Source organism: Lacrimispora sp. BS-2 (genome assembly GCF_040207125.1).
In the GTDB taxonomy this organism is placed as follows: Bacteria; Bacillota; Clostridia; order Lachnospirales; family Lachnospiraceae; genus Lacrimispora.
In genome coordinates, this window is the sequence record NZ_CP157940.1 from 2,781,495 (window position 1) to 2,801,671 (window position 20,177).

15 protein-coding genes and 1 pseudogene are annotated in these 20,177 nt (G+C 45.5%); 2 read left to right on the top strand and 14 right to left on the bottom strand.

Features of this window, described 5'->3' with window-relative positions:
- The 7 genes from ABFV83_RS13135 to ABFV83_RS13165 form a co-directional block, all read right to left on the bottom strand.
- Positions 1-822, bottom strand: coding sequence for a carbohydrate ABC transporter permease (locus ABFV83_RS13135; protein WP_349944426.1), 822 nt, complete (start codon positions 820-822; stop codon positions 1-3).
- Between the two features lie 16 nt (positions 823-838).
- The gene (locus ABFV83_RS13140) at positions 839-1,732 is read right to left on the bottom strand and encodes a sugar ABC transporter permease (protein ID WP_349944428.1); all 894 of its coding nucleotides are present in this window, start codon (positions 1,730-1,732) and stop codon (positions 839-841) included.
- Between the two features lie 68 nt (positions 1,733-1,800).
- Positions 1,801-3,126, bottom strand: coding sequence for an extracellular solute-binding protein (locus tag ABFV83_RS13145; protein WP_349944430.1), 1,326 nt, complete (start codon positions 3,124-3,126; stop codon positions 1,801-1,803).
- Between the two features lie 104 nt (positions 3,127-3,230).
- Positions 3,231-4,799, bottom strand: coding sequence for a response regulator (locus ABFV83_RS13150; protein ID WP_349944432.1), 1,569 nt, complete (start codon positions 4,797-4,799; stop codon positions 3,231-3,233).
- Complete coding sequence (locus tag ABFV83_RS13155) at positions 4,771-6,510, bottom strand: sensor histidine kinase (protein WP_349944434.1); 1,740 nt, start codon at positions 6,508-6,510, stop codon at positions 4,771-4,773. The genes ABFV83_RS13150 and ABFV83_RS13155 overlap by 29 nt, the downstream gene beginning before the upstream one ends.
- A gap of 58 nt (positions 6,511-6,568) precedes the next feature.
- Positions 6,569-6,973, bottom strand: coding sequence for a hypothetical protein (locus ABFV83_RS13160; protein ID WP_349944436.1), 405 nt, complete (start codon positions 6,971-6,973; stop codon positions 6,569-6,571).
- Between the two features lie 66 nt (positions 6,974-7,039).
- Positions 7,040-9,742 carry a cellobiose phosphorylase gene (locus ABFV83_RS13165; protein ID WP_349944437.1) on the bottom strand — a complete coding sequence of 901 codons (2,703 nt, stop codon included), beginning with the start codon at positions 9,740-9,742 and terminating at the stop codon, positions 7,040-7,042.
- A 197-nt stretch (positions 9,743-9,939) separates the two neighbouring features.
- Between ABFV83_RS13165 and ABFV83_RS13170 the strand changes: the two genes are divergently transcribed.
- Positions 9,940-10,737: a histidinol-phosphatase HisJ family protein gene (locus ABFV83_RS13170; protein ID WP_349944439.1), complete on the top strand. Its 798-nt coding sequence runs from the start codon at positions 9,940-9,942 to the stop codon at positions 10,735-10,737.
- Positions 10,738-10,770: 33 nt separating this feature from the next.
- Positions 10,771-11,033, top strand: a pseudogene (locus tag ABFV83_RS13175) (L-serine ammonia-lyase, iron-sulfur-dependent, subunit alpha); the annotation flags it as partial.
- A 74-nt stretch (positions 11,034-11,107) separates the two neighbouring features.
- Here the strand turns inward: ABFV83_RS13175 and argH are convergent.
- From argH to ABFV83_RS13210, 7 genes are all read right to left on the bottom strand, one after another.
- Complete coding sequence (gene argH / locus ABFV83_RS13180; RefSeq protein ID WP_349944441.1) at positions 11,108-12,481, bottom strand: argininosuccinate lyase; 1,374 nt, start codon at positions 12,479-12,481, stop codon at positions 11,108-11,110.
- A gap of 43 nt (positions 12,482-12,524) precedes the next feature.
- The gene (locus ABFV83_RS13185) at positions 12,525-15,380 is read right to left on the bottom strand and encodes a YfhO family protein (RefSeq protein ID WP_349944442.1); all 2,856 of its coding nucleotides are present in this window, start codon (positions 15,378-15,380) and stop codon (positions 12,525-12,527) included.
- A 15-nt stretch (positions 15,381-15,395) separates the two neighbouring features.
- On the bottom strand, positions 15,396-15,821 hold the full coding sequence (locus ABFV83_RS13190) for a GtrA family protein (RefSeq protein WP_349944444.1): 426 nt from the start codon (positions 15,819-15,821) through the stop codon (positions 15,396-15,398).
- A gap of 119 nt (positions 15,822-15,940) precedes the next feature.
- Positions 15,941-16,906 carry an FAD:protein FMN transferase gene (locus ABFV83_RS13195; protein ID WP_349948918.1) on the bottom strand — a complete coding sequence of 322 codons (966 nt, stop codon included), beginning with the start codon at positions 16,904-16,906 and terminating at the stop codon, positions 15,941-15,943.
- A 32-nt stretch (positions 16,907-16,938) separates the two neighbouring features.
- Positions 16,939-17,736 carry a sirohydrochlorin cobaltochelatase gene (locus tag ABFV83_RS13200; RefSeq protein WP_349944446.1) on the bottom strand — a complete coding sequence of 266 codons (798 nt, stop codon included), beginning with the start codon at positions 17,734-17,736 and terminating at the stop codon, positions 16,939-16,941.
- Positions 17,737-17,934: 198 nt separating this feature from the next.
- The gene (locus ABFV83_RS13205) at positions 17,935-19,125 is read right to left on the bottom strand and encodes an iron-containing alcohol dehydrogenase (RefSeq protein WP_349944448.1); all 1,191 of its coding nucleotides are present in this window, start codon (positions 19,123-19,125) and stop codon (positions 17,935-17,937) included.
- A 124-nt stretch (positions 19,126-19,249) separates the two neighbouring features.
- A complete protein-coding gene (locus ABFV83_RS13210) occupies positions 19,250-20,170 on the bottom strand; it encodes a LysR family transcriptional regulator (protein WP_349944450.1) in 921 nt (306 codons plus the stop codon).
- Positions 20,171-20,177: the final 7 nt, after the last annotated feature.

The following is a 20,177-nucleotide window of genomic DNA, read 5'->3' on the forward strand; positions in this document are numbered from 1 at the left end:
TCATCCTTTCACCGCACCTGCAACCAGGCTATCCTGAATCTGATTGCTCAGCATAAAATAAATAACAATGGTGGGCAGGGTGGCAATGACCATGCCCGCTCCGATCAGACCCCAATCAGTGGAATATTGGCCCGCAAAGGACATGATTCCTACGGGCAAGGTACGGTACCGGTCGCTGTCCACAAAGGTATTGGCTAACATCAGCTCATTCCAGGTTCCTAAAAAGGTAAAAATAGAAGCAGTGGCAACCGCCGGCTTGACGATGGGAAGTATAATGGCTGCAAAGCACCGGAAAATCCCGCAGCCGTCAATACAGGCTGCCTCTTCTATTTCTATGGGGATGCTTTTGTAAAATCCGGTTAATATCATGATGCTCATGGGAAGAGCTCCCGAAATATAAGGAATAAGCAGCCCTAAGTATCCGCCCTTTAATCCAGTTTTATCAAGTACCTGAAACAGGGGCAGCAGGGCAGCCTGGGCCGGAATCATAATTCCCAATGCGAAAACTCCAAATACCAGGGATTTTAGCTTCCATTTCATTCTGGCTATGGCATAAGCAGCCATGGCAGATAAAATTCCTGCAACGGCCACGGTGGCCATGGAATAGAATACGGAGTTTAAAAAGTACCGGATTAAGTTTGTCTGGGTAAACGCATTTCCGTAATTTTCCCATCTCCAGATCAGGGGAAGCCCGATGGGGTTTTCTCCAAATATCTCTCCATTGCTTTTTAAGGAAAAGGTAAAAAGCCAATATAAGGGAAAAAGCTGAGTCAGTGCAATGAGGCACAGCAGCAAAAACTTTATCTTTTTTTTCATCTTCATAGGACCGTCTCCTCATTTATATGGCTGATGCATTTTCTTCCGCTTTTTTAAACAGCCGGCTCACAATAAAGGTAAGCAGCAGGCATTCTACTACAATGAAAAATGCCTGTGCGCTTCCATACCCGTATAGGCCTCTGCGGAATAAATTATTGTACATCAGGGTTGCAGGCACTTCACTGGCATGGTTTGGACCGCCTCCGGTCATGACATAGATTAAGTCAAAGGCCCTTAGGGAACCGGTAATGGAGAATATGACACAGGTCTTGATCACCGGCGCTAAGAGAGGCAGGGTAATCTTTGTATTCACCTGCCACTTACTGGCGCCGTCGATTTGAGCCGCCTCATAATAATCCTGGGAAATGGATTTGATCCCTGCATAAAAAATCAGCATGTGGTAGCCGATGTACTGCCACACCGCAGGAATCAACGTGGAGAGAAATGCAGTTTTAGGATTGGAAAGCCAGGAATAGCTGAAATCAGAGGCTCCCAGAGCGCGGATCAAATGGTTTAAAAGTCCATATTCGCTGTTAAACATCTTCATCCAAAGCTGGCCGATTACCATACTGGAAATAACTACCGGCAAAAAGTAAACGGTACGAAAGAACTTTTCTCCTTTTACCCCCCTTGCCAGGACCATAGCCAGAAAAAGGGAGATGGGCAGCTGAATGAGTAAGGATGCTCCCACTAAAAGAAAGGAATTTAAAACGGCCTTCACAAAGTGGCGATCCTCTGCAAACAGCCTTATGTAATTTCCAAGTCCGATAAACTTCATTTTCCCCATGCCATCATACTGGAACAGACTGTAGGCTCCGGAAATAAAGAGGGGAATCATACTAAAGCTGATAAACAGGATGAGCGCAGGCAGCACAAAGCAGGCCACAAAGCTCTTTTTTCCCAACATGTTGTTCATGATCAATCTCCTTTGGGCAAAAAATGGGTATCGCCTGTTTCTGTAAGCGATACCCCCTTTGCTCTTACTTACTTATTAATAGCTGCTTCATGTTCCTTTATAAACTCACCCGTATCGGCGCCTGGAGCGAACAGGGTCTGCACCTGTTCATTGTGAATGGTGGCAGGCTCCGCATCAAGAGAGGTATCCCATGCAAGGACTGAGGTCTTTCCTTGGGAAAGGAGATCCTTGATCTGTACGAAAAGAGGATTTAAGCCCTTTTCATCCACCTCTGTTTTCCAGCCGCTGAAGCCTGTGCCTGACTCATAAGCAGCTTCTCCCATCTTTTCGTTTATGTAGATTGCGAATTTAGCAGCCTCCTCCGGGTTCTTTGTGCTCTTATTTACCCAGAAGGATTCTACGAATCCGCCGCAATAATCGGTTTCATTTCCTTTGCCGGTAATCATGGGGATTTTCATTGCCACCACATCCTCCGGATTGATGGTAACGGCTTTATCTGTATAAATGCCGTTAGCAAACCAGCTTCCCATAAGCCTCATGGCTGCCCTTCCCGTGCCAAAAGCTGCATTGGCATCATCGTTGCTCTGCTCCAGAGGATTGGCTCCAAATGCCCCCATCTTGTATAATTCCTGGACCTTATCAGCTGCTTCCGCATAGCCATCTCCTTCAAAGGGAGCCTGAACGGAGAGCATCTTGTTGATTCCCTCTGCCCCTACCGTTCGCAGTGCCAGCGCCTGATAGATAAATGCCGCATTCCAGCCATCCTTTGCGCCGGAAGCCAGAGGAGTTACCCCTTCAAGGGCATTCAGCTTTTCAACTGCGGATACCAGTTTGTCATATGTATCAGGAAGCTCTGCTCCTGCCTGTTCGAATAAGGCCTTATTGCAGTATAAAGTCATGTACCAGGAAAAAGAAGGAAGAGAATAGGTTTTTCCATTATATTCAAAAGCCGCTGTAGAGCCTTCCAGAAGTTTTCCCTTAATCTCATCTGTGATATAGGAATCCAGAGGAAGGAGTTTATCCGCATTGATCATCTTTCTTGCGGTTCCTGCCCCCCAGTAATAGAACACATCAATTCCCTTTGCATCTCCTGCAAACTCTGCGGAGATCTTCGTCTTATAAGCCTCTGTATCCAGAGTCTGGGTGTTGATTTCCACATCGGGATTTTCCGCCAGGTAAGCGGCAACCGCCTCATCATATTTTTTCTTAAGTTCATTGGTATCATTGGACCACTGGTGCCAGACATTTAACACCGTCTTTTCTGTCTTTCCCTCCCCTGGACTGCCGGCGTTTGTTGGAGCGGCACTGCCTTTGCTTCCACAGCCTGTCATGCCTGCTGCCAGGGCTGCCGTAAGTACCACGGCTGAAACTCTTTTTAATAAACCTTTTTTCATATCAATCTCCTCCTGGGTTTTCTTTGTTTCCTTCTGATACCAGTATACCGAAACTCTTTTTTTAACTCAATTTAATATTTTGACCCAAAAGGTTAGAAATTTTACTACCTTTGCTTAAACTCCTTAACGGTTACTCCCACATGCTTTTTAAAGCAGATGCCAAAGTAATGGGAATCCCGGAATCCCACCTTTTCTGCTATTTCGTATACCTTGAAATCCGTTGTATTAAGAAGGCGGATGCTCTCTTCAATCCTTTTTTTCAGGACATATTCAATCAGGCTCTGACCTGTCTCCTTTTTAAATACCCTGCTTAAGTAGCTTTCATTGGAAAAGACCGCCGAAGCTACGGTTTTAAGAGAAAGCGCGGGATCGCAAAAATTTTCATTGATATATTCCAGTGCCTCATTTACCACCTTATTTCCCTGCTTTGCTTTCTTGCTGTTATGATAGTTGAGAATCATACGGATGGATTCATCCAGAAACGGACGGCACTCTTCCACCGTTTGTATGGACTGTATGGATTCATACAGACGGTCTTCTCCTATGAGCTGTTCCAGACTGACCCCATACTTATTAAGGGTACTTCCGGCCTTAGACATTAGATCCATAACCGTAAGCCTTAAATATTCCACTTCTGTTACTCTTGAATTCCGGACTCCTTCCACATAATCTCCGATTGCAGCAGACACCCTGTCGGAAATTCCATTGGTCAGGGAAAAAAGAAAGTCCTCCCAGTCAAAGGCCAGCTTATCCGGATTTTTTTCCATAATATGCATATATTCTTCGTACGTGATGATCCGGTTATCCCCTAAAAGCACCGATGCACTGAGGGCATGTTCCGATTCAGCAAAGGACTCTGCAATCCCCCCATAGCCTTCATGGCTTCGGCTGATTCCAATGGTGGAACCAATGTGGTTTTCCCTCAGTCTCTGATGGATCTGCCTGGCAATCTCCCCGCTGTCCTTTAAGCGCCTGGCCGTACAAAACAAGATAATATTCTTCATGTAATGAAGAAAGGATATGGTTCCGTCAATGGGATCCCTGCCAAGGAGTTCCATGGCCCTTTTATGGAGTCTGCCGTCTGCTCCCCCTGACCGTTCCTCTTTTAAGTGGAGATTTAAGCAGCAGCACCCTTCCAGCAGCGTTTCACAGCCATAGGCAACAAGCTTTTTCTCTGTTTCCTCCTCACTGGTCCGCTTTTCCACCAGCCGCTGAAAGAAACTTTCCATTAAAATGTCCTGGTCGGCGGAAACACTCTGCTTTAACATCTCCACCTCCTTGCGGCGGGCCTTTTCCTTTAAGATTTTCCCTCTGATCTTAAGTGCGATTTCCTTCAGCTCATTCATATCAATGGGTTTTAAAAGAAAATCTTCTACTCCAAGCTTTACCGCACGCCTTGCGTATTCAAATTCCCGGTATCCTGTGATCATAATTACATGAATGCTCTCATCCAAAACGGAAATATGTTCCGCCAGCTCCAGACCATCCATATGGGGCATATTGATATCGGTTAAAACTAACTCCGGTTTTCTGTATTTTATAAATTCTAAGGCTTCCGTACCGGAGGAAGCCTCCCCAATAACTGAAAATCCATGATCTTCCCAAGGAAATCCTCTTTTGATCAGCACCCGTTCCAGTTTTTCATCATCCACAATCAGTACCTTGATCTCCATGTTCCAACCCCTTTGCTTCCATACGCTTTACTCTTACTGCTATTTCCGTCCCATTTCCGATCTCACTGTGGATAAGGACCGGTTGCCTGATTCCATGGTAGAGGGTAATCCGCTGCATCAGGTTATAAAGACCAAATCCCGACTTACCGGTCACTGTCCTGCCTTCCATGATTTCTTCGATCTTTTCCTCGCTCATGCCGACCCCGTCATCAGACACCAGAAAAATAATTTCATCCTCATCGGAAAAGGTCTTGATGGAAATGGTTCCTTTTCCTTCCCTTGGCTTGATTCCATGGTGGACGGCGTTCTCTGCCAAAGGCTGTAAAAGCAGCTTTAATATCCTGCAGTCTTTCACCTCTTCTTCCACGTCCACCTCTACCTTTATTTCATTGTCATAGCGGATATTTAAGATGGTTAGGTAGCTTTGTATACAACTTATTTCATCCTTTACCGTAATAAAATCCAATCCGCTGTTTAGGCTGTTCCTGTAAAAACTGCCCAGGGCCTGAGTCATTTTAAAGCAATTATCATAATCCCGCATGAGTGCAAGCGCGGATACCGCATCAAGGGTATTATAAAGGAAATGGGGATTAATCTGAGCCTGAAGCAGATCCAGTTCCACTTTTGCAATGATCTGCTCTTCTTCCTTTACTTTTTGGATCAGGTTTTTAATGGATCTTGCCATATGATTAAATACCCGCTTCAGATTATTGATTTCATTTTTCTGCTGGTCCACCTCCATTTCATCAAACTGGCCCTTTTCCACCAGCATCATATGCTTTTCCACCTTTAACAGGGGATGGAAGATAAAACGGGTGAGCATGACCGAGCAGACAAAGACAAAAGCAACATTCATACACATGATCAGCAGGATAACGGTAGAATAATAGGGCGCCATGACAGTCATATTATCCAGCTGAAAGGACCCGGCCAGCTTCCAGTTTTCTATGCCGATGTCCTGGGTGATCACCAGCCGGTTCTCACCAGTCCGCTGTCCGGCATTCCCAGGGGCCACAATGTATTCATCTTCATTGCCCAGGATGTAAAAATCACTGTCACTGGAATTGCTGACCCCATTAAAGTAATTGCGTATTGTTTCCTCATTGACCGTAACCAGCAGGATGGCCAGAGGCTTATATGTATTTTCATCCCGGATTTCACGGATATAGGTAATATAAGGAGTGTCTCCATAAAATTCAATGACCCCCTCGCTGCCTTTCATAAAAAAGCCGTTTCCCCTGCGCTCACTTAAGTGCCGGTACCACTCGGATTCCAGAATTTTTTCTCCGTATATGCCCTTGGGCGTCTTTTTATAAGAGCTGTACACATTATGATAGGAATCCATAATCAGGACGCTGGAAATATATTCCCCTGACAGGATCATATTCACCAGACTCTGCTTGATGGTTCTCTGGATAGACGGATCAATGGCCCTGTTATCCACATTTCTTAAAGCCTCCTGAACATTTCTATCAAAATAGATCAGGTTTGAAAACTGGGTCACATTATCAAAGATCAGGGATAAATTTCCCTTAAGGGCGCTGACCGTCTGAGTGCCTGCTCCCATAATTTCTCTTTTCGTGTAGGAGCTGTTAATGACAGACAGGACCGAAAAGGTGATTACAAAGGATAATAATACGACCGTTAAATACATAATCAGGATCTTTGTCTTAATCCTCATGTTCTTCCATGCAGCCATCAGACCAGTCATAGCAGCCTCCCATAAATATGATTTTTCACCCTTATTCTAACGAGTTTGGCATGGGATGTCAAAAGAAAGTTCGGATTGCCTCTATCTGCTCCCTGTTTAAAAACTCAGTCGGAGAATTCTTATGGCAGGTATCCTGATTTTCAATAATCAGGACACTCCCTTCCTCATCCAGGGCATGAGTGTGCCAGACGCCTTTTTTCACGTTATAGAGCTGGTTTTTTACCATTCTCACACATTCCACCTCTCCAGGCTGTTCTCCATTCCCTCCTGAAATCAGGACGCAGCTGCCTTCCAGCAATACAAATACCTCATCTGTTTCCAGGTGCCTCTGCATGGAATCCAGGTTTTCTGCTCTTACGTCATTGCAATACTTAAGCACTGCCACTCTCCATGTCTGATAATCCACAAGAGGAGTATATCCCTCTTGCGAAATTTTAATGATATCAATCAATTCTCTTTCCATTCTGTCCTCCTAAATAAAGCAAATATTCCTGATCCGTTCCTATACCTGGCGTTAAACACTGACCGTTTATACTGCGTTTAAATCAACCGTGATGGTATGAAGCTTATGATCCGGTAATTTTAATAGTTCTTCTCTTTTAATGTTCCATTCCCCACCAAGGCTCCGGCAGGGAAGCCCATTCAATGAAATACCGGTTATTCCATAAGTATCCGGGTCTAAATTCCGGGGGTTTTTGTAGATGATCTTTATGTTTTTTCCGGCAAATATTAGAGAAACCGAGGCCTCATGCTGATCGTCAAACTGTTCCTTCAAAAGCTGGGGCTTAAAAACCAGATTCCCATAATACCCTCTGATTCCAAACATCTGAGTGACAACCGTAACCAGATACCAGCTTGCGGCTCCTGTCAGATAGTGATACATTCCTCTTCCCCTGGCATCCACATATTCAGGAATTCCCGGATATATCCTGCTCTTCCCGGAATCGCTGCAATGGTCAAATAAGGATATGAGGGCATGATATCCTTCTTTTGAAGCGTTTCTCCTGTACAGGGCATTCCCAAACATGGTGGACATATGGGAGAATACTGCTCCGTTTTCCTTGTGTCCATAAGCAAAACCAAACATCCTGCCTAAATCCATTTTTACCTCGTGGAAATCCGTATTTAAACGGTATCCTCCGATCTCCTCTCTGTAAAGATAAGCATCGGAAGCCTTCACGATCTCCTTCACCTGACGGTCCGTTGCAACTCCAGACATGAGGGAAAACACCTGGCTGGTGAGCATCATGCGAACCCCTGCTTCTGCTTCACCCTCCACTTTATTTCCGGAATTGTCGTAGTATCCGTTGTACCAGCCAAACCCTTCCCTTGAAGCAGTCCATTCCGTTTCCCGTATATGATCGTATATCCAGGAAGCCTTTGCCCGCAAATCCTCCTGAAGTTTCTCTCCTTTTATCATTGCCTTTTTTCCAGAAATGGAGTGGGAGCAGCTTTCGCAATAACGAATCAGCATTTCCTGTTTCTTCCCGATGTCATCATAAACTGTCCTGTCTTCTGTCAGCAGCTGCCTTATTTCTTCGGCAACTTCAAATTCTTCCACTCCCTGTGCTTTCAGTTCTTCCAGTAAATCGGCAAGCCCCTTTAAGTTATACCCATACATACAGGTAAATGCTACGCTCTCTCCTCTCTGGGAAGCTAGGTCCAGGGCATCATTCCAGTCTGCACCTCTGAGTTTGATGTGGTTGTGCTCTCCCACATCGTAAAAGGATGTGAGGTTTTGAACCAGCAGATGTTCCAGGAGGGTTCCTGAATAAACCTGGTCCTTGCCATCCCGCAGCCGTTCCCCGTCTTCTGTCTTCCACTTAAGATCCTTTTCCTCCCCGCGGCAGACCTGCATATCCTTAAAATAGCTGTTGTTTTCCAGCAGGATCCCAAGATCCCCGGTTTGGTGGATGTATAATTCCGTGGTCAAAAAGGGCCATACCCCATGGTCCATCCAGACCCTTGTGATGTTGTTTCTATCTGCAATAAACTCTCCCTGCCCGCTTCCAATGATTGTGGCATTGGTCCCATCCATCCGCACCCCGCCAAAATTATCAATTAACATCCGGCGGACCCCTGACGAGTCCATCATTAACAATGCCAGGCAATCCTGCCATAAATCTCTCCAGCCCCGTCCACCTTTTCCATAGTCATGATGGGGCAAAAAGGAGCAGCCGTAAATTCTCCGCAGCATGGGCTGAAAGCTTACCCACCGCATCCATCGGTCAAAAACGGAGTTGCCTGTGTGAAACCTCACATTGACCTTTTGGTTCCAATATTCTGCAGTCTGTTTCCAGCACCTGTCAAATGCTGTTTCATTAAGAAACTGCTCACAGCTATGTATCAGTTCTTCTTCCGTGTTTCCATATCCCATAGCCACAAGATAAGTTACCTTTTCCTTAGGCCCTATCCGGCATTCCTGGAAACAAAGCCCTCCCAGAGCTTCATAACCGCCTGTCTCAAAATCCACCCCCTGAGGCTTTAAAGGGATTTCATATAAGGCTTTTGGATTTTCAAGATTGCCGCCTTCCCCTGTAAAATCCTCTAAAACCGGGTAATACCCCACAGGATGCTGGGATTCATTCCCCCCGAACACGCCATAAGCCCGGTGGTTTCTCTTATGGCCCCGTTCATCAAAAGTCATAGCGGGGGTCACAATGACTCCGGAAGACTTCGTCTTAATTCGATGGAGAAGGGATGTTACATGCCGGTGGTCCCTGATATTATCCCCAGACCGGGCATAGAGAGGAATGGCCGTAACGACCTGAAGACTTTTATATTCTTCCGAGATATTTTCTATCTGGATTTTCATCAGTTCCACCTTCTCCCCGGCTGCCGGAACAAGGCTGCTGATTGACCCTTTGATACCCAGTTGTTTTGAAGTTCTGGTTAACTTATGATGCATGAAGCCCGCTTCCACAGCCACCTCCTCCTTGTTTTCGGAAAAAAGCAGGGCCTGCTGCCAGGAAGAACGGCCGGTCAGGGACCATAATACCGTCCCCTCAAGCCTGCACCATACATTTCTGGAGGATTTGTCATTATGTAGATTTTCACAGCTGACCGGAGGCATAAAAAAGGAATTCTGATCCATCTTACTGTCCCCTCCCAAATCAGGAGATACACAGCTCATTACCCCGGACTCATTTGCCAGGGGAAAATACAAATAGCTGGTCAGATCCGGATTTTCCATATAAAAATCGCCCTGATTTCCTATAAACTCATATTTCATCCCAATATCCCATCCTTTCATACCGGTAGTTTTCTTAAAGTATATCCCAGGTGGATGGATTACTGAATTTAATTATTTTGCTGAAAAGGTAATTTTTTTTACTTTATCAAATTTCTTTCGGTAAAACTCCGCTCCCCTGCGTTGCTTTTCAGCCTTAGATTGATTATAATGAACTTAATTTTTGAAAGGAGAACCCCATGCTGCCAGATTATCATTTTCACACAAATTTCTCAGGAGATTCCCAAACCCCCATGCGGGCCCAGCTGGAACGGGCCATAAGCCTTGGAATGACCTCTCTCTGTGTTACGGACCACCATGATTATGACGTGGACTCTGTCATCGATTTTACCCTTCAGACAGACCGGTATTTTGAAGCAATGTCTGCCTTAAAGGAAGAATACAAAGGCCGGATCGACCTTCGCATAGGGATCGAGCTGGGACTTCAGACTCATTTAAAGGAATACTACAGGGAACTGTTATCAGGCTATGCCTTTGATTTCGTCATCGGCTCCACCCATTTTATTAATAGAAAGGATCCTGCTTATCCGGAGTTTTTTGAAGGAAGAGGAGAACAGAAGGCATATCTTCAGTATTTCCAGGCCACATTGGATAATGTGAAAAATATAGATAACTATGACGTGGCAGGCCATATCGACTACATTGTCCGTTATGGCCCCAATAAGGCTCTTTACTACAGCTACGAAGGATACCGGGATATTCTTGATGACATTTTAAGAGAAATTATAGGACGGGGAAAAGGAATTGAATGCAACACAGCCGGTTTCCGAAAAGGGATCGGACAGCCAAACCCATGTGCTGATGTTTTAAAGCGGTATAAGGAATTAGGCGGCGAGATCATAACCATCGGTTCCGATGCCCATATACCGGAAGATTTGGGAGCGGACTTTCAGACAGCCAGAGAACTTCTAAAGCAATGCGGATTTTCCTATTATACGGAGTTCCTGGGACGAAATCCGGAATTTAAGCCCCTTTAAACAAATGAGAGAATCAATATCCGGAATTGGAGAATTGGCATGGGCCTGATGTGCGACCCGGTGGCAGGTCTGGTAGAGGTTCCCTGTATCAAGCGCAATGCCATGGGAGCTGCAATGCCTTTACTGCCTCAGAGCTTGCCTGTGCCGGAATTACAAGCGCCATTCCGGCAGATGAGGTGATCCTGGCCATGAAACAGGTGGGCGACCTCATGTCTTCTGCCTTAAAGGAAACCTCAGAGGGCGGCCTTGCCGCAACCCCTACCGGCTGCCGCCTGTGCAGGCAGATCTTTGGATAAACAAAGGATACCATAAAAAACCGGAAAACAGCGGCTGACTCTTCTGCTGTTTTCCGGTTTTTTCTAAAATAATTCTATTTTTCAAGCTTTTTCTTATAAATTTCAATGACCCTTTTCATTGCTTCCTGACCTGGCGCTCCGATTGTCATCCTCTTTTCCACACAGGTTTTTAAGCTGATGGCCTTATAAATATCTTCCTCAAATACCGGACTGATGGCCTTATACTCTTCCAGGCTCATATCATCAAGGGCAATGCCCTTTTCAATGCAGAAAAGCACAAGCTGTCCCACGATTCCATGGGCATCCCGAAAAGCCACCCCATGATTTACCAGATAATCAGCCGCATCTGTTGCATTGGTAAAGCCATTTTTTGCGCTGGCCTCCATCACATCCTTTCGGAAGGTCATGGTGGAAATCATTCCTGCAAACAGGGCAAGGCAGCCTTTTACCGTGTCAATGGCGTCAAAGGCAAGCTCCTTATCTTCCTGCATATCCTTATTGTAAGCAAGAGGAATTCCCTTCATGGTGGTCAGCAGCGACACCAGGGCGCCGTAAACCCTACCGGTCTTTCCCCGGATCAGTTCCGCAATGTCCGGGTTCTTCTTCTGAGGCATGATGCTGCTTCCGGTGCTATAGGAATCATCAATTTCCACAAAACGGTATTCATTGGTATTCCAGATGATGATCTCTTCGCAGAATCTGCTTAAATGCATGGCAATGGTGGATAAAGCGCTTAAAAGCTCGATTAAGTAATCCCTGTCAGCCACGGAATCCATGCTGTTAAGAGTGGGTCCCATAAATCCTAAAAGTTCTGCCGTATATTCCCTGTCCAGGGGATAAGTGGTTCCAGCCAGGGCACCGGAGCCAAGGGGACAGTAGTTCATCCTTTTTTTGATATCATGAAGGCGGGAACGATCCCTGTCAAACATCTCAAAATAAGCGCCTAAGTGGTGAGCCAGGGTGATTGGCTGCGCTTTCTGCAAATGGGTAAATCCAGGCATATAGGTGTCAAGATTTTCTTCCATAAGCTTTAAAAGCTCGGAAAGAAGCCCTTCCACCAGAGCAGAAAGTTCATCAATCTCATCTCTTGTATACAGTTTCATATCAAGAGCCACCTGGTCATTACGGCTCCGTCCGGTGTGAAGGCGTTTTCCGGCCTCCCCGATCCGTTCCGTTAAAACTGCTTCCACAAAAGAATGAATGTCTTCATGTTCTCCCGTTATTGCCAGGGCTCCGCTTTCTAAATCTTCCCGGATCTCCATAAGGCCCTTTACGATCTTATCCCTGTCTTCCTCTGTAAGAAGCCCTTGTTTCGCAAGCATCTTCACATGAGCAATGCTGCCCTCAATATCCTGATGATAGAATTTTTGGTCAAATGATATGGATGCATTAAAATTGTGAACCAGCTGATTGGTTTCTTTTGTGAAGCGTCCGCCCCATAGTTTCATAATTGAAATCTCCTCTTTCCTTTATTCTCGTGAAGGCAAATCTTTAACCTGTGGAATGAACCCGCATGGGTCTGCGCTTCTTTCCTTTTCCTGCGGATACACCTGCAAGTATCAGCAGAAAGACAACGCTTCCAGCTGTAATGATGCCGCCTGTTTTAAGTCCCTGAGGCATATATTCCAGAGAAATATCGTGGGTACCGGCAATCACATGCACACTTAAAAACGTATCAAATATTTTATAAGGCTCCACTACTTTTCCGTCGACCCTGACGGTCCAGCCCTTGTCATAGGGAATGCTTAAAAACAGCAGCCCCGCCTTATCGGCCGTAACAGTTCCCTGTATCTGTGTATCCGTCCATTTTGTAAGGTTCATGGAATTCCTGTTTAAAATGTTATACACAGACTCAAGGCCTTCAGGCAGAAAACGGTAAGCGGCCACTACCAGATCCTGAGCATTGTCATCGTTACGCAGAGTGATCTCTTCCCCTGATTTTAAATAGCCCAGTTCCAGCAGATAGCCGCGGCTCACATTGTCAAAGCTTTTGGTCCTTTCTCCCAATTGGGCGTTTACCTTTTCCACCTTTTTATTGCTGACAAACACATAATAGTCTCCATCAGCCTCCGGTGTAAAGGTAAAGCTGGTTCCGGTGATTTCGCTTGGAACCTCAGAAAGCACAGGGCTGGCACCTAATACCACGGAAAGATCATTCTGAACCTCCGCCGGATTTGTCAGTTCCAGCTGCCAGTTATTTTCAAGGTCATAAGGCATCATAAATCCCAGAGACAGGGCGTAGGTGTTTTCACGCAGATACATCTCATCCTTTGAAGAAACCGGAACGGATACGCCGTCATCCTCCGTTTCCTCAGAGTATAGTCCATATTTGACCGCAAAAAGGGAATCTACCAAAGGCGTGCTTCCTGTAATGCTGTAAGCATTGGTGGAGCTTTCACAGCCCAGCTTTTTAAAGAAAGCCGTAAGGTCTGAATTGGCTGTGGAAGAAAAGAGAGAAACCGTGGGAAAGTTCATCCAGGCTCCGTCATTCTTGGTTTTGCGGGCGACCTTTTCGATCCTGTAAAAGGAAGTCCCCGGCATCAGGCTGTCTGCCAGCTCAGAAGACGCATTATTATCCTTCACATAGTTGGTCCTGCTGGTCGTCGTCACACTGGTGACCGTGGTATTAACCGCAGCTTCCAGGGAAATCACGCCAAGGGTGAGAAGCACCAGCACATTCCGGCTGTTCCCTTTCTGGTAAAGGTTTATAAGGCCGGCATAAATAGAAAGGAACAAAATAGCCACGTAAAATACGGAAAAATGATAAGCCTCATCCGTTATGAGCTTCTGCGCCATCAAAACAAAGGTCACCGAAGCAAAAAGGGCCATTACGACATGCTTCCATGGAATTTCGTGCAGGTGGATATAAGCCTGATAGCAGGTAAACAGCATGAGAAAAATATAAATAAAAGACTGTCTGCATGGCAGGCTGTTAGGATAATGAAATCCATGCCAGATAAAATTCAGTGTATTAACGGAAAAGCTGGCAAAGAAAAAGAGCAGCAGGGAGCACATAACAATCTTTTCCTTCTGCCTGATCTGCCTGCATCCCAGGTAAAGGAGGAAAAACATGAGGACTGCCACACCGCAGTATATATTAGGCCAGTGATCCAGTCCGATTTCCGGCTCCACTGCCGGAAGATGTCTGGCAATCATGTCAAATATGGAAAAGTAGGAACTGATTGTCTGGGGAAAATTAAAATCTCCGGAAGCAGTTGACTGCAGCGCATAAATTTCCGGAAGCAGAACGACTGCTGAAAGACCTCCTGCCAGCAGGGAAAACAGGGCAAACAGCCCCCCGCGGATGAAAATTTCCTTCCAGGATTTCAAACCTTCTAATATAAGAAGAGCAATAAAATAAAATACCATAAAAATACATATCATAATCGATATGTAATAATTAGATAAAATTGATAATCCCAGTGTTAAACAATATAAAAAACACTTCTTTTCTTTTACCAGCTTCTCAAGACCCAGCATAATGAGCGGAAAGAGAAGAATGCAATCCAGCCACATGATATTCCAGCTGTAAGCCGCCATATATCCGGACAGAGCATAGAAAATGCCAAAGAAAGCGACTCCAAAATCCATGGTCCTGTTATGCCTGCGCAGATACCAGGAAAAGGAAAGACCGCTTAACCCGATCTTAAATACGATCATATAGGTCATAAACTCTATGACATAGTTCTTTGGACAAAGTACCAGCAGCCAGTTTAAAGGGCTTGCCAGATAATAGGCATAAAGGGCTGCAAAATTCACTCCCATGCCAATATCCCAGCTGTACAGAAGGCTTCCTCCATGAGTCAGCTTATAACGAAACTCAGAAAAGAAAGGAGCATACTGGTGATACATATCAGTCCTTAAAAAGCTTTCCTCGCCAAAAGGAAATATCCCCCGCTGGGCAAATATGATGATCATAATCACAATTGGCACAAAAAATGCGGCTAAGAGACCGTCGGAAGGCCTTACCAGACTGGCGGCTTTCCCTTCTTTCTTACCGGATTCCCTTTCTATAAAGCTTTCTGGCTGCCCTGTTTCCAATTCTTCATCGTCTTCCAGTTCCTCGGAAATGTCCATGAAGTCCTGATCAGGAACAGTCTCTTTCTCCTGTTCTAAGTCCTCTCCATAATCCATATCCTCATCAAACAGCTCCTCCATTCCGTCAACCGGAATATCAAGGCGTATCCTGGGTGTGGAAGCCGGATCAAATTCCTGCTCCACCCTTTCCTCTTCATTTCCTTCTTTCAAGTCTTTTTCCCCTGTTGTATTTTCTTTTTCACCTGATGTCATTTGCAGCATATCCTCTAGTTCTTTCGATATCTTTTCAATCTCGTCATCGTGTTCCATTTCATATACCTCTCTTTACAGGGGTTTTTCCTCTCTCTTCCGGAATATGAAGGCCTTGCTGAATCCATAGTTTGCAATCACAACAACCACGGATACCAGGATTTTACTTACATATTCATCCATTTTGAGCCAGGAAACCATAATCACCATAAGAACCATTTCCATGACGCCTGACGCTGCTCTGCATGCGGTAAATGAAACAATCTCCTTCATGACAAAGCGCAGATGCAGGTCATAGCTTTGAAATACAAAGATTTTATTTACAATAAAAGCAAACAGGACGGAAACCACCCATGCTGCCGCGGTTGCGGCCCGGTAATCGATGCCAGCCCTCACCATTAACCAATAGACAACCCAGTTTACCAGGGTCGTCAGCACTCCAAATATCAGATAGGATATGACTTCCCGGTTCATGACCTTGTCCCAGATTTTTCTAATCATCCTTTTTCTCCTGTAAAACTACGTTTCCTATTTCCTGCCCATGTATTTTGGGCATATAGATATACTCCGCAGCGTATTTCCTCTATTGTATTATAGGGAAAGAAAATTGTAAAGGGATTCTAAGGCTTCCCAGCCAGAAACTCCCTGGCTCCCTGTGAATAGTGCACCTCACCATCCTCCGTAATGAACACGCCGTACACGCCGTCCGTGGAATCCAGAAGCTCCATTCCCTTTTTAAGTCCAAGGGAAAAACAGGTGGTAGAAAGAGCATCCCCGTCAGCGGACAGCTCTGATAAAATGGTTACGGACACCAGCCCGTTTTCATATGGATACCCATCCCCTGGGTTTAAAATATGGTGATAATTCACCCCATCCTTTTCAAAATGCCGCTCATACACCCCGGAGGATACCACTGACATGTCATTGATATTCAGGGTTTCTATGGTTTCATTCCGGTCTGCATAAGGCTTTTGAAGGCCGATTTTAAATGGCGTGCCGCCAGGCTTCTGCCCCACACAAAGAACATTTCCGCCCAGATTAATGACAGCGCTCTTTACTCCCTGCTCTAAAAGAAAATCCTTCATCCGGTCCGCAATATACCCCTTGGCTATTGCCCCAAAATCAAGGGAAATATCCGGAGATAAAAATGTAAGGGCATTTCCCTCAAGCTTTAAATTCCGGTAATCAACCTTTTTCTTTGCCTCCTGGATCTTCCCATCAGGCGGTACAACCGGATCAGGGGATGTGAAATCCCATAGGGAGGACAAAGGTTCCACAGTAATATCAAAAGCCCCGTCTGAGATTTGGGAATAATAAAGGCCCTTAGAAAGAAGAGCCTCCACATCCGGGGATACTGTCACGGTCATTTCACTGGCAGGCCTGTGATTTAACTTGTAAACCTCACTGCCCTCAATGGTTTTGCTGAAAATATTTTCATAGGACCGGCACAAATCCAGACAGTCAGATAAAATTTCAGGATCATCCTTACCATAAAGAGTCACAGTCACAAAGGTATTCAGCATAAAACCGGTCTTGCTTAGGGGCTCCACCCTTCTTTCACAGCCCATGAGCAAGAGCGAAGCCATACCTGTGATTAAAACAACTGCTCTCCATTTTTTCATCCCATAGCCTCCAGCTTCTTACATGCTTCTCTGGCATGATCCAGGAACATGCTGCGGACTCCCTCCAGTTCTCCCATGCCCTTTAACCGGCAGACTACCTGATAGCCTTCCGACTCCAACTGGCTTTTCCAGGACTCTTCCCCTTCTCCTGCCATATCATTGTGAGCGTGGTCACCGGAAACGATCATAAGAGGCTGGAGCACCATCCGGCTGGAACCGGTCTTTTTCACCTCTTCTTTTACGGCTTCAAAGGCTGGCTCCGCCTCCACGGTCCCTATATGATACCTGCCGTATCCGTTTTGCTTTAAAACCTCCGCCAGGCGGGGATAACATTCATTGGCCTCATGCTCCGTGCCATGTCCCATGAATAGGATCTCCGTTCCTTCCCTGTCATATTCCTTCGTATCCTCTGCCAGCACGCTGCAAAGCCTTTCATAATCCGCTTCTTCCGAAAGCAGCGGCTTTCCCCACAGGATCCGCTTAAACCGGTTCTCATATTGTTTCACTGCAGCCACCATGTGGTCATTCTCTTCCCCTCCCATAACCAGGGTAGGCTGTACGATCACCCGCTGAAATCCTTCCAGCGCCAGCTTTTCTAAAGCCTCCTCCACACTGTCTATATAAATATTGTCCCGTTTTTTCAATATTCCAATAATGATCCGGCTTGTAAATGCCCGTCGAAGCTCATATTCCGGAAATTCTTCCTTTATGGCCTGCTCAATGGCCTCTATGGTCTTTTTCCTGCTTTCCTGATAGCTTGTTCCAAAGCTCACTACTAAAATTGCCTGCTTCATTCTGTTATCCCATACTTTCTATTATAGTCCGGCCATACCACTCATAATCTGGCGGGGGTTTGACTGAATTTTAACCATTTTCCCGATTACCATATCACAGATGAACTTTGCTGTCAAACCTCTTTTCACGCACAGCAGGCGCAAAACCATAAGGTTCTGCGCCTGCTGCACACATTGCATTCATTTGCTGGAGATTACTTAAAAATCTACCTCTTTATCATAGTAACAACAGGTTAACAGTTTCTCCATCTCAGCGGGCGTAATCGTCCTTGGATTGGAGCCGGTGCATGCATCACCTACTGCCAGCTCTGCTACTGTCTTTAGTTTATCATTGAACTCTGCTTCGTCAATGATTCCGCCTTCATAGTCCTTAATACAAGCAGGAATATCCAGCTTTTCGTTCATGGAACGGATCTCTGCAATCAATGCATCAACCAGCTCCTCATCATTATTCCCTTTCAGATCAATAAAGCGGGCAATCTCTGCGTAACGCTTTGCACCCTCAGAATCCTTGGAATTAAACTTAATTACCTTTGGCAGATACATGGCGTTTGCACAGCCATGGACAATATGTCCCCCTGAATAAGCGGCACCTGTCTTATGAGCCATGGAATGAACAATTCCCAAAAGGGCATTGGAGAATGCCATACCGGCCAGACACTGGGCATTATGCATACGTGCACGGGCTTCCTTGTTTCCATTATAAGAATCAATTAAGTCATTATGTATCATCTTGATAGCATGAAGGGCCAGAGGATCGGTGTAATCACAATGAAGTGTGGAAACGTAAGCTTCGATCGCATGAGTCATGGCATCCATACCTGTATGGGCGGTCAGCTTCTGAGGCATGGTCTCAGCCAGGTCCGGATCAACGATTGCAATATCCGGTGTGATGTTGAAATCTGCCAGAGGATATTTCACTCCCTTTTTATAGTCCGTAATTACGCTGAATGCCGTTACCTCGGTAGCCGTACCAGAGGTGGACGGAATGGCGCAGAATTTCGCCTTCGTTCTCAGAGTCGGGAAATTAAAGGGAATGCATAAGTCTTCAAATGTGGTATCAGGATACTCATAGAATGCCCACATTGCTTTTGCCGCATCAATAGGGGATCCTCCTCCGATGGCTACGATCCAATCCGGTCCAAACTCCCGCATCATTTCAGCGCCCTTCATCACCGTATCCACACTGGGATCCGGCTCTACGCCTTCAAACAGCTTTACTTCCATTCCGGCTTCCTTTAAGCAGGCTACCACCCTGTCAAGAAATCCAAAACGTTTCATGGAACCGCCGCCTACAACCACGATTGCCTTTTTTCCTTTTATATTCTTAAGCTCTTCCAGGGCGCCCTTTCCGTGATATAAGTCTCTCGGTAATGTAAATCTAGCCATCGTATAATCCTCCTTGTAAAATTCCAGTTCTTTATTATAACTATATTGTAGCCTAACAAGTCGGAAAACACAAAGGTAAAAAGCTATATATCAGTATATAAATACTGATATATATTTAACGTTCTTATTTCAAAAAAATATTCTTCACTGCTTCCAGTTCATTTAAAAATTCTTTATCCCAGGCCGTAAGCGAATACCCCTTCCTGTAAATAAGCACATCCCGGAAGGTGTCTGCCTTTTTCCTGCACTGCCGTTCTACCAGGCCATACCTTTTAAGGAACTCTTCCGGCATGGGAGAAACCCACATATATGTATGAGGATCTTCCAGCAAAAGGTTGAACTGGCTTCCTCTCTCAAATACGTAAACACGTTTTGGGGATTCCAAAGGCGTCCCCTTCTTTTCAAAATTCTCCCGGCGGCCTAGCGCTCCGTCACCATGGACAATTTCTATATACGGCATCAAATCCTCTTCCGTGATTTCTTCTTTTCCTGCCAGGGGATGATCCGCAGACATGAGAAGCCTTAGGGAATATTCCAAAACCGGTTCCATCAGAAGGCCTTTCGCCGCTGCCGTATGGGCATAATGCCCTTCCAAAGAGGACTGATACCGGATGATTCCCAGATTATATTCTCTGGTTTCCACATCCCTTAAGGTATCAGCGGAATTCGTCTCCCTCAACCAGACATTCATTCCCTCTTCCCGGCAAAGGCTTCGGATGAATCTGGAAAAGGCAAGGCTTAAATAGCTTGCCCTTGGCATGGAAAGAGAAAATTCCACCCCACTTACCTCATCCGGCTTATATAAATGTTCCATCTTCTCAATCTGGTCCAGGACATTTCGGGCATGCTCCAGAAAAATCCTTCCCCTTGCCGTAGGGACCACGCCTTTGGAAGTCCGTCTGAAAATCGGCGCACCAAGGCTTTCTTCCAGGGTTTTGATCGCCTTGCTCAAATTAGGCTGATCCATAAAAAGGTTGGCGGCCGCCTGGGTGATGGAGCCTGTTTTTTCCACCTCAACGGCATATTGTAACAATACGGTATTCAATTATCTT

What these genes read in the sequence shown, in the direction of transcription:
- ABFV83_RS13135 (WP_349944426.1), bottom strand. Translation starts at nt 822, where the DNA reads ATGAAGATGAAAAAAAAGATAAAGTTTTTGCTGCTGTGCCTCATTGCA.
- ABFV83_RS13140 (WP_349944428.1), bottom strand. Translation starts at nt 1,732, where the DNA reads ATGAACAACATGTTGGGAAAAAAGAGCTTTGTGGCCTGCTTTGTGCTG.
- ABFV83_RS13145 (WP_349944430.1), bottom strand. Translation starts at nt 3,126, where the DNA reads ATGAAAAAAGGTTTATTAAAAAGAGTTTCAGCCGTGGTACTTACGGCA.
- ABFV83_RS13150 (WP_349944432.1), bottom strand. Translation starts at nt 4,799, where the DNA reads ATGGAGATCAAGGTACTGATTGTGGATGATGAAAAACTGGAACGGGTG.
- ABFV83_RS13155 (WP_349944434.1), bottom strand. Translation starts at nt 6,510, where the DNA reads ATGACTGGTCTGATGGCTGCATGGAAGAACATGAGGATTAAGACAAAG.
- ABFV83_RS13160 (WP_349944436.1), bottom strand. Translation starts at nt 6,973, where the DNA reads ATGGAAAGAGAATTGATTGATATCATTAAAATTTCGCAAGAGGGATAT.
- ABFV83_RS13165 (WP_349944437.1), bottom strand. Translation starts at nt 9,742, where the DNA reads ATGAAATATGAGTTTATAGGAAATCAGGGCGATTTTTATATGGAAAAT.
- ABFV83_RS13170 (WP_349944439.1), top strand. Translation starts at nt 9,940, where the DNA reads ATGCTGCCAGATTATCATTTTCACACAAATTTCTCAGGAGATTCCCAA.
- argH (WP_349944441.1), bottom strand. Translation starts at nt 12,481, where the DNA reads ATGAAACTATGGGGCGGACGCTTCACAAAAGAAACCAATCAGCTGGTT.
- ABFV83_RS13185 (WP_349944442.1), bottom strand. Translation starts at nt 15,380, where the DNA reads ATGGAACACGATGACGAGATTGAAAAGATATCGAAAGAACTAGAGGAT.
- ABFV83_RS13190 (WP_349944444.1), bottom strand. Translation starts at nt 15,821, where the DNA reads ATGATTAGAAAAATCTGGGACAAGGTCATGAACCGGGAAGTCATATCC.
- ABFV83_RS13195 (WP_349948918.1), bottom strand. Translation starts at nt 16,906, where the DNA reads ATGGCTTCGCTCTTGCTCATGGGCTGTGAAAGAAGGGTGGAGCCCCTA.
- ABFV83_RS13200 (WP_349944446.1), bottom strand. Translation starts at nt 17,736, where the DNA reads ATGAAGCAGGCAATTTTAGTAGTGAGCTTTGGAACAAGCTATCAGGAA.
- ABFV83_RS13205 (WP_349944448.1), bottom strand. Translation starts at nt 19,125, where the DNA reads ATGGCTAGATTTACATTACCGAGAGACTTATATCACGGAAAGGGCGCC.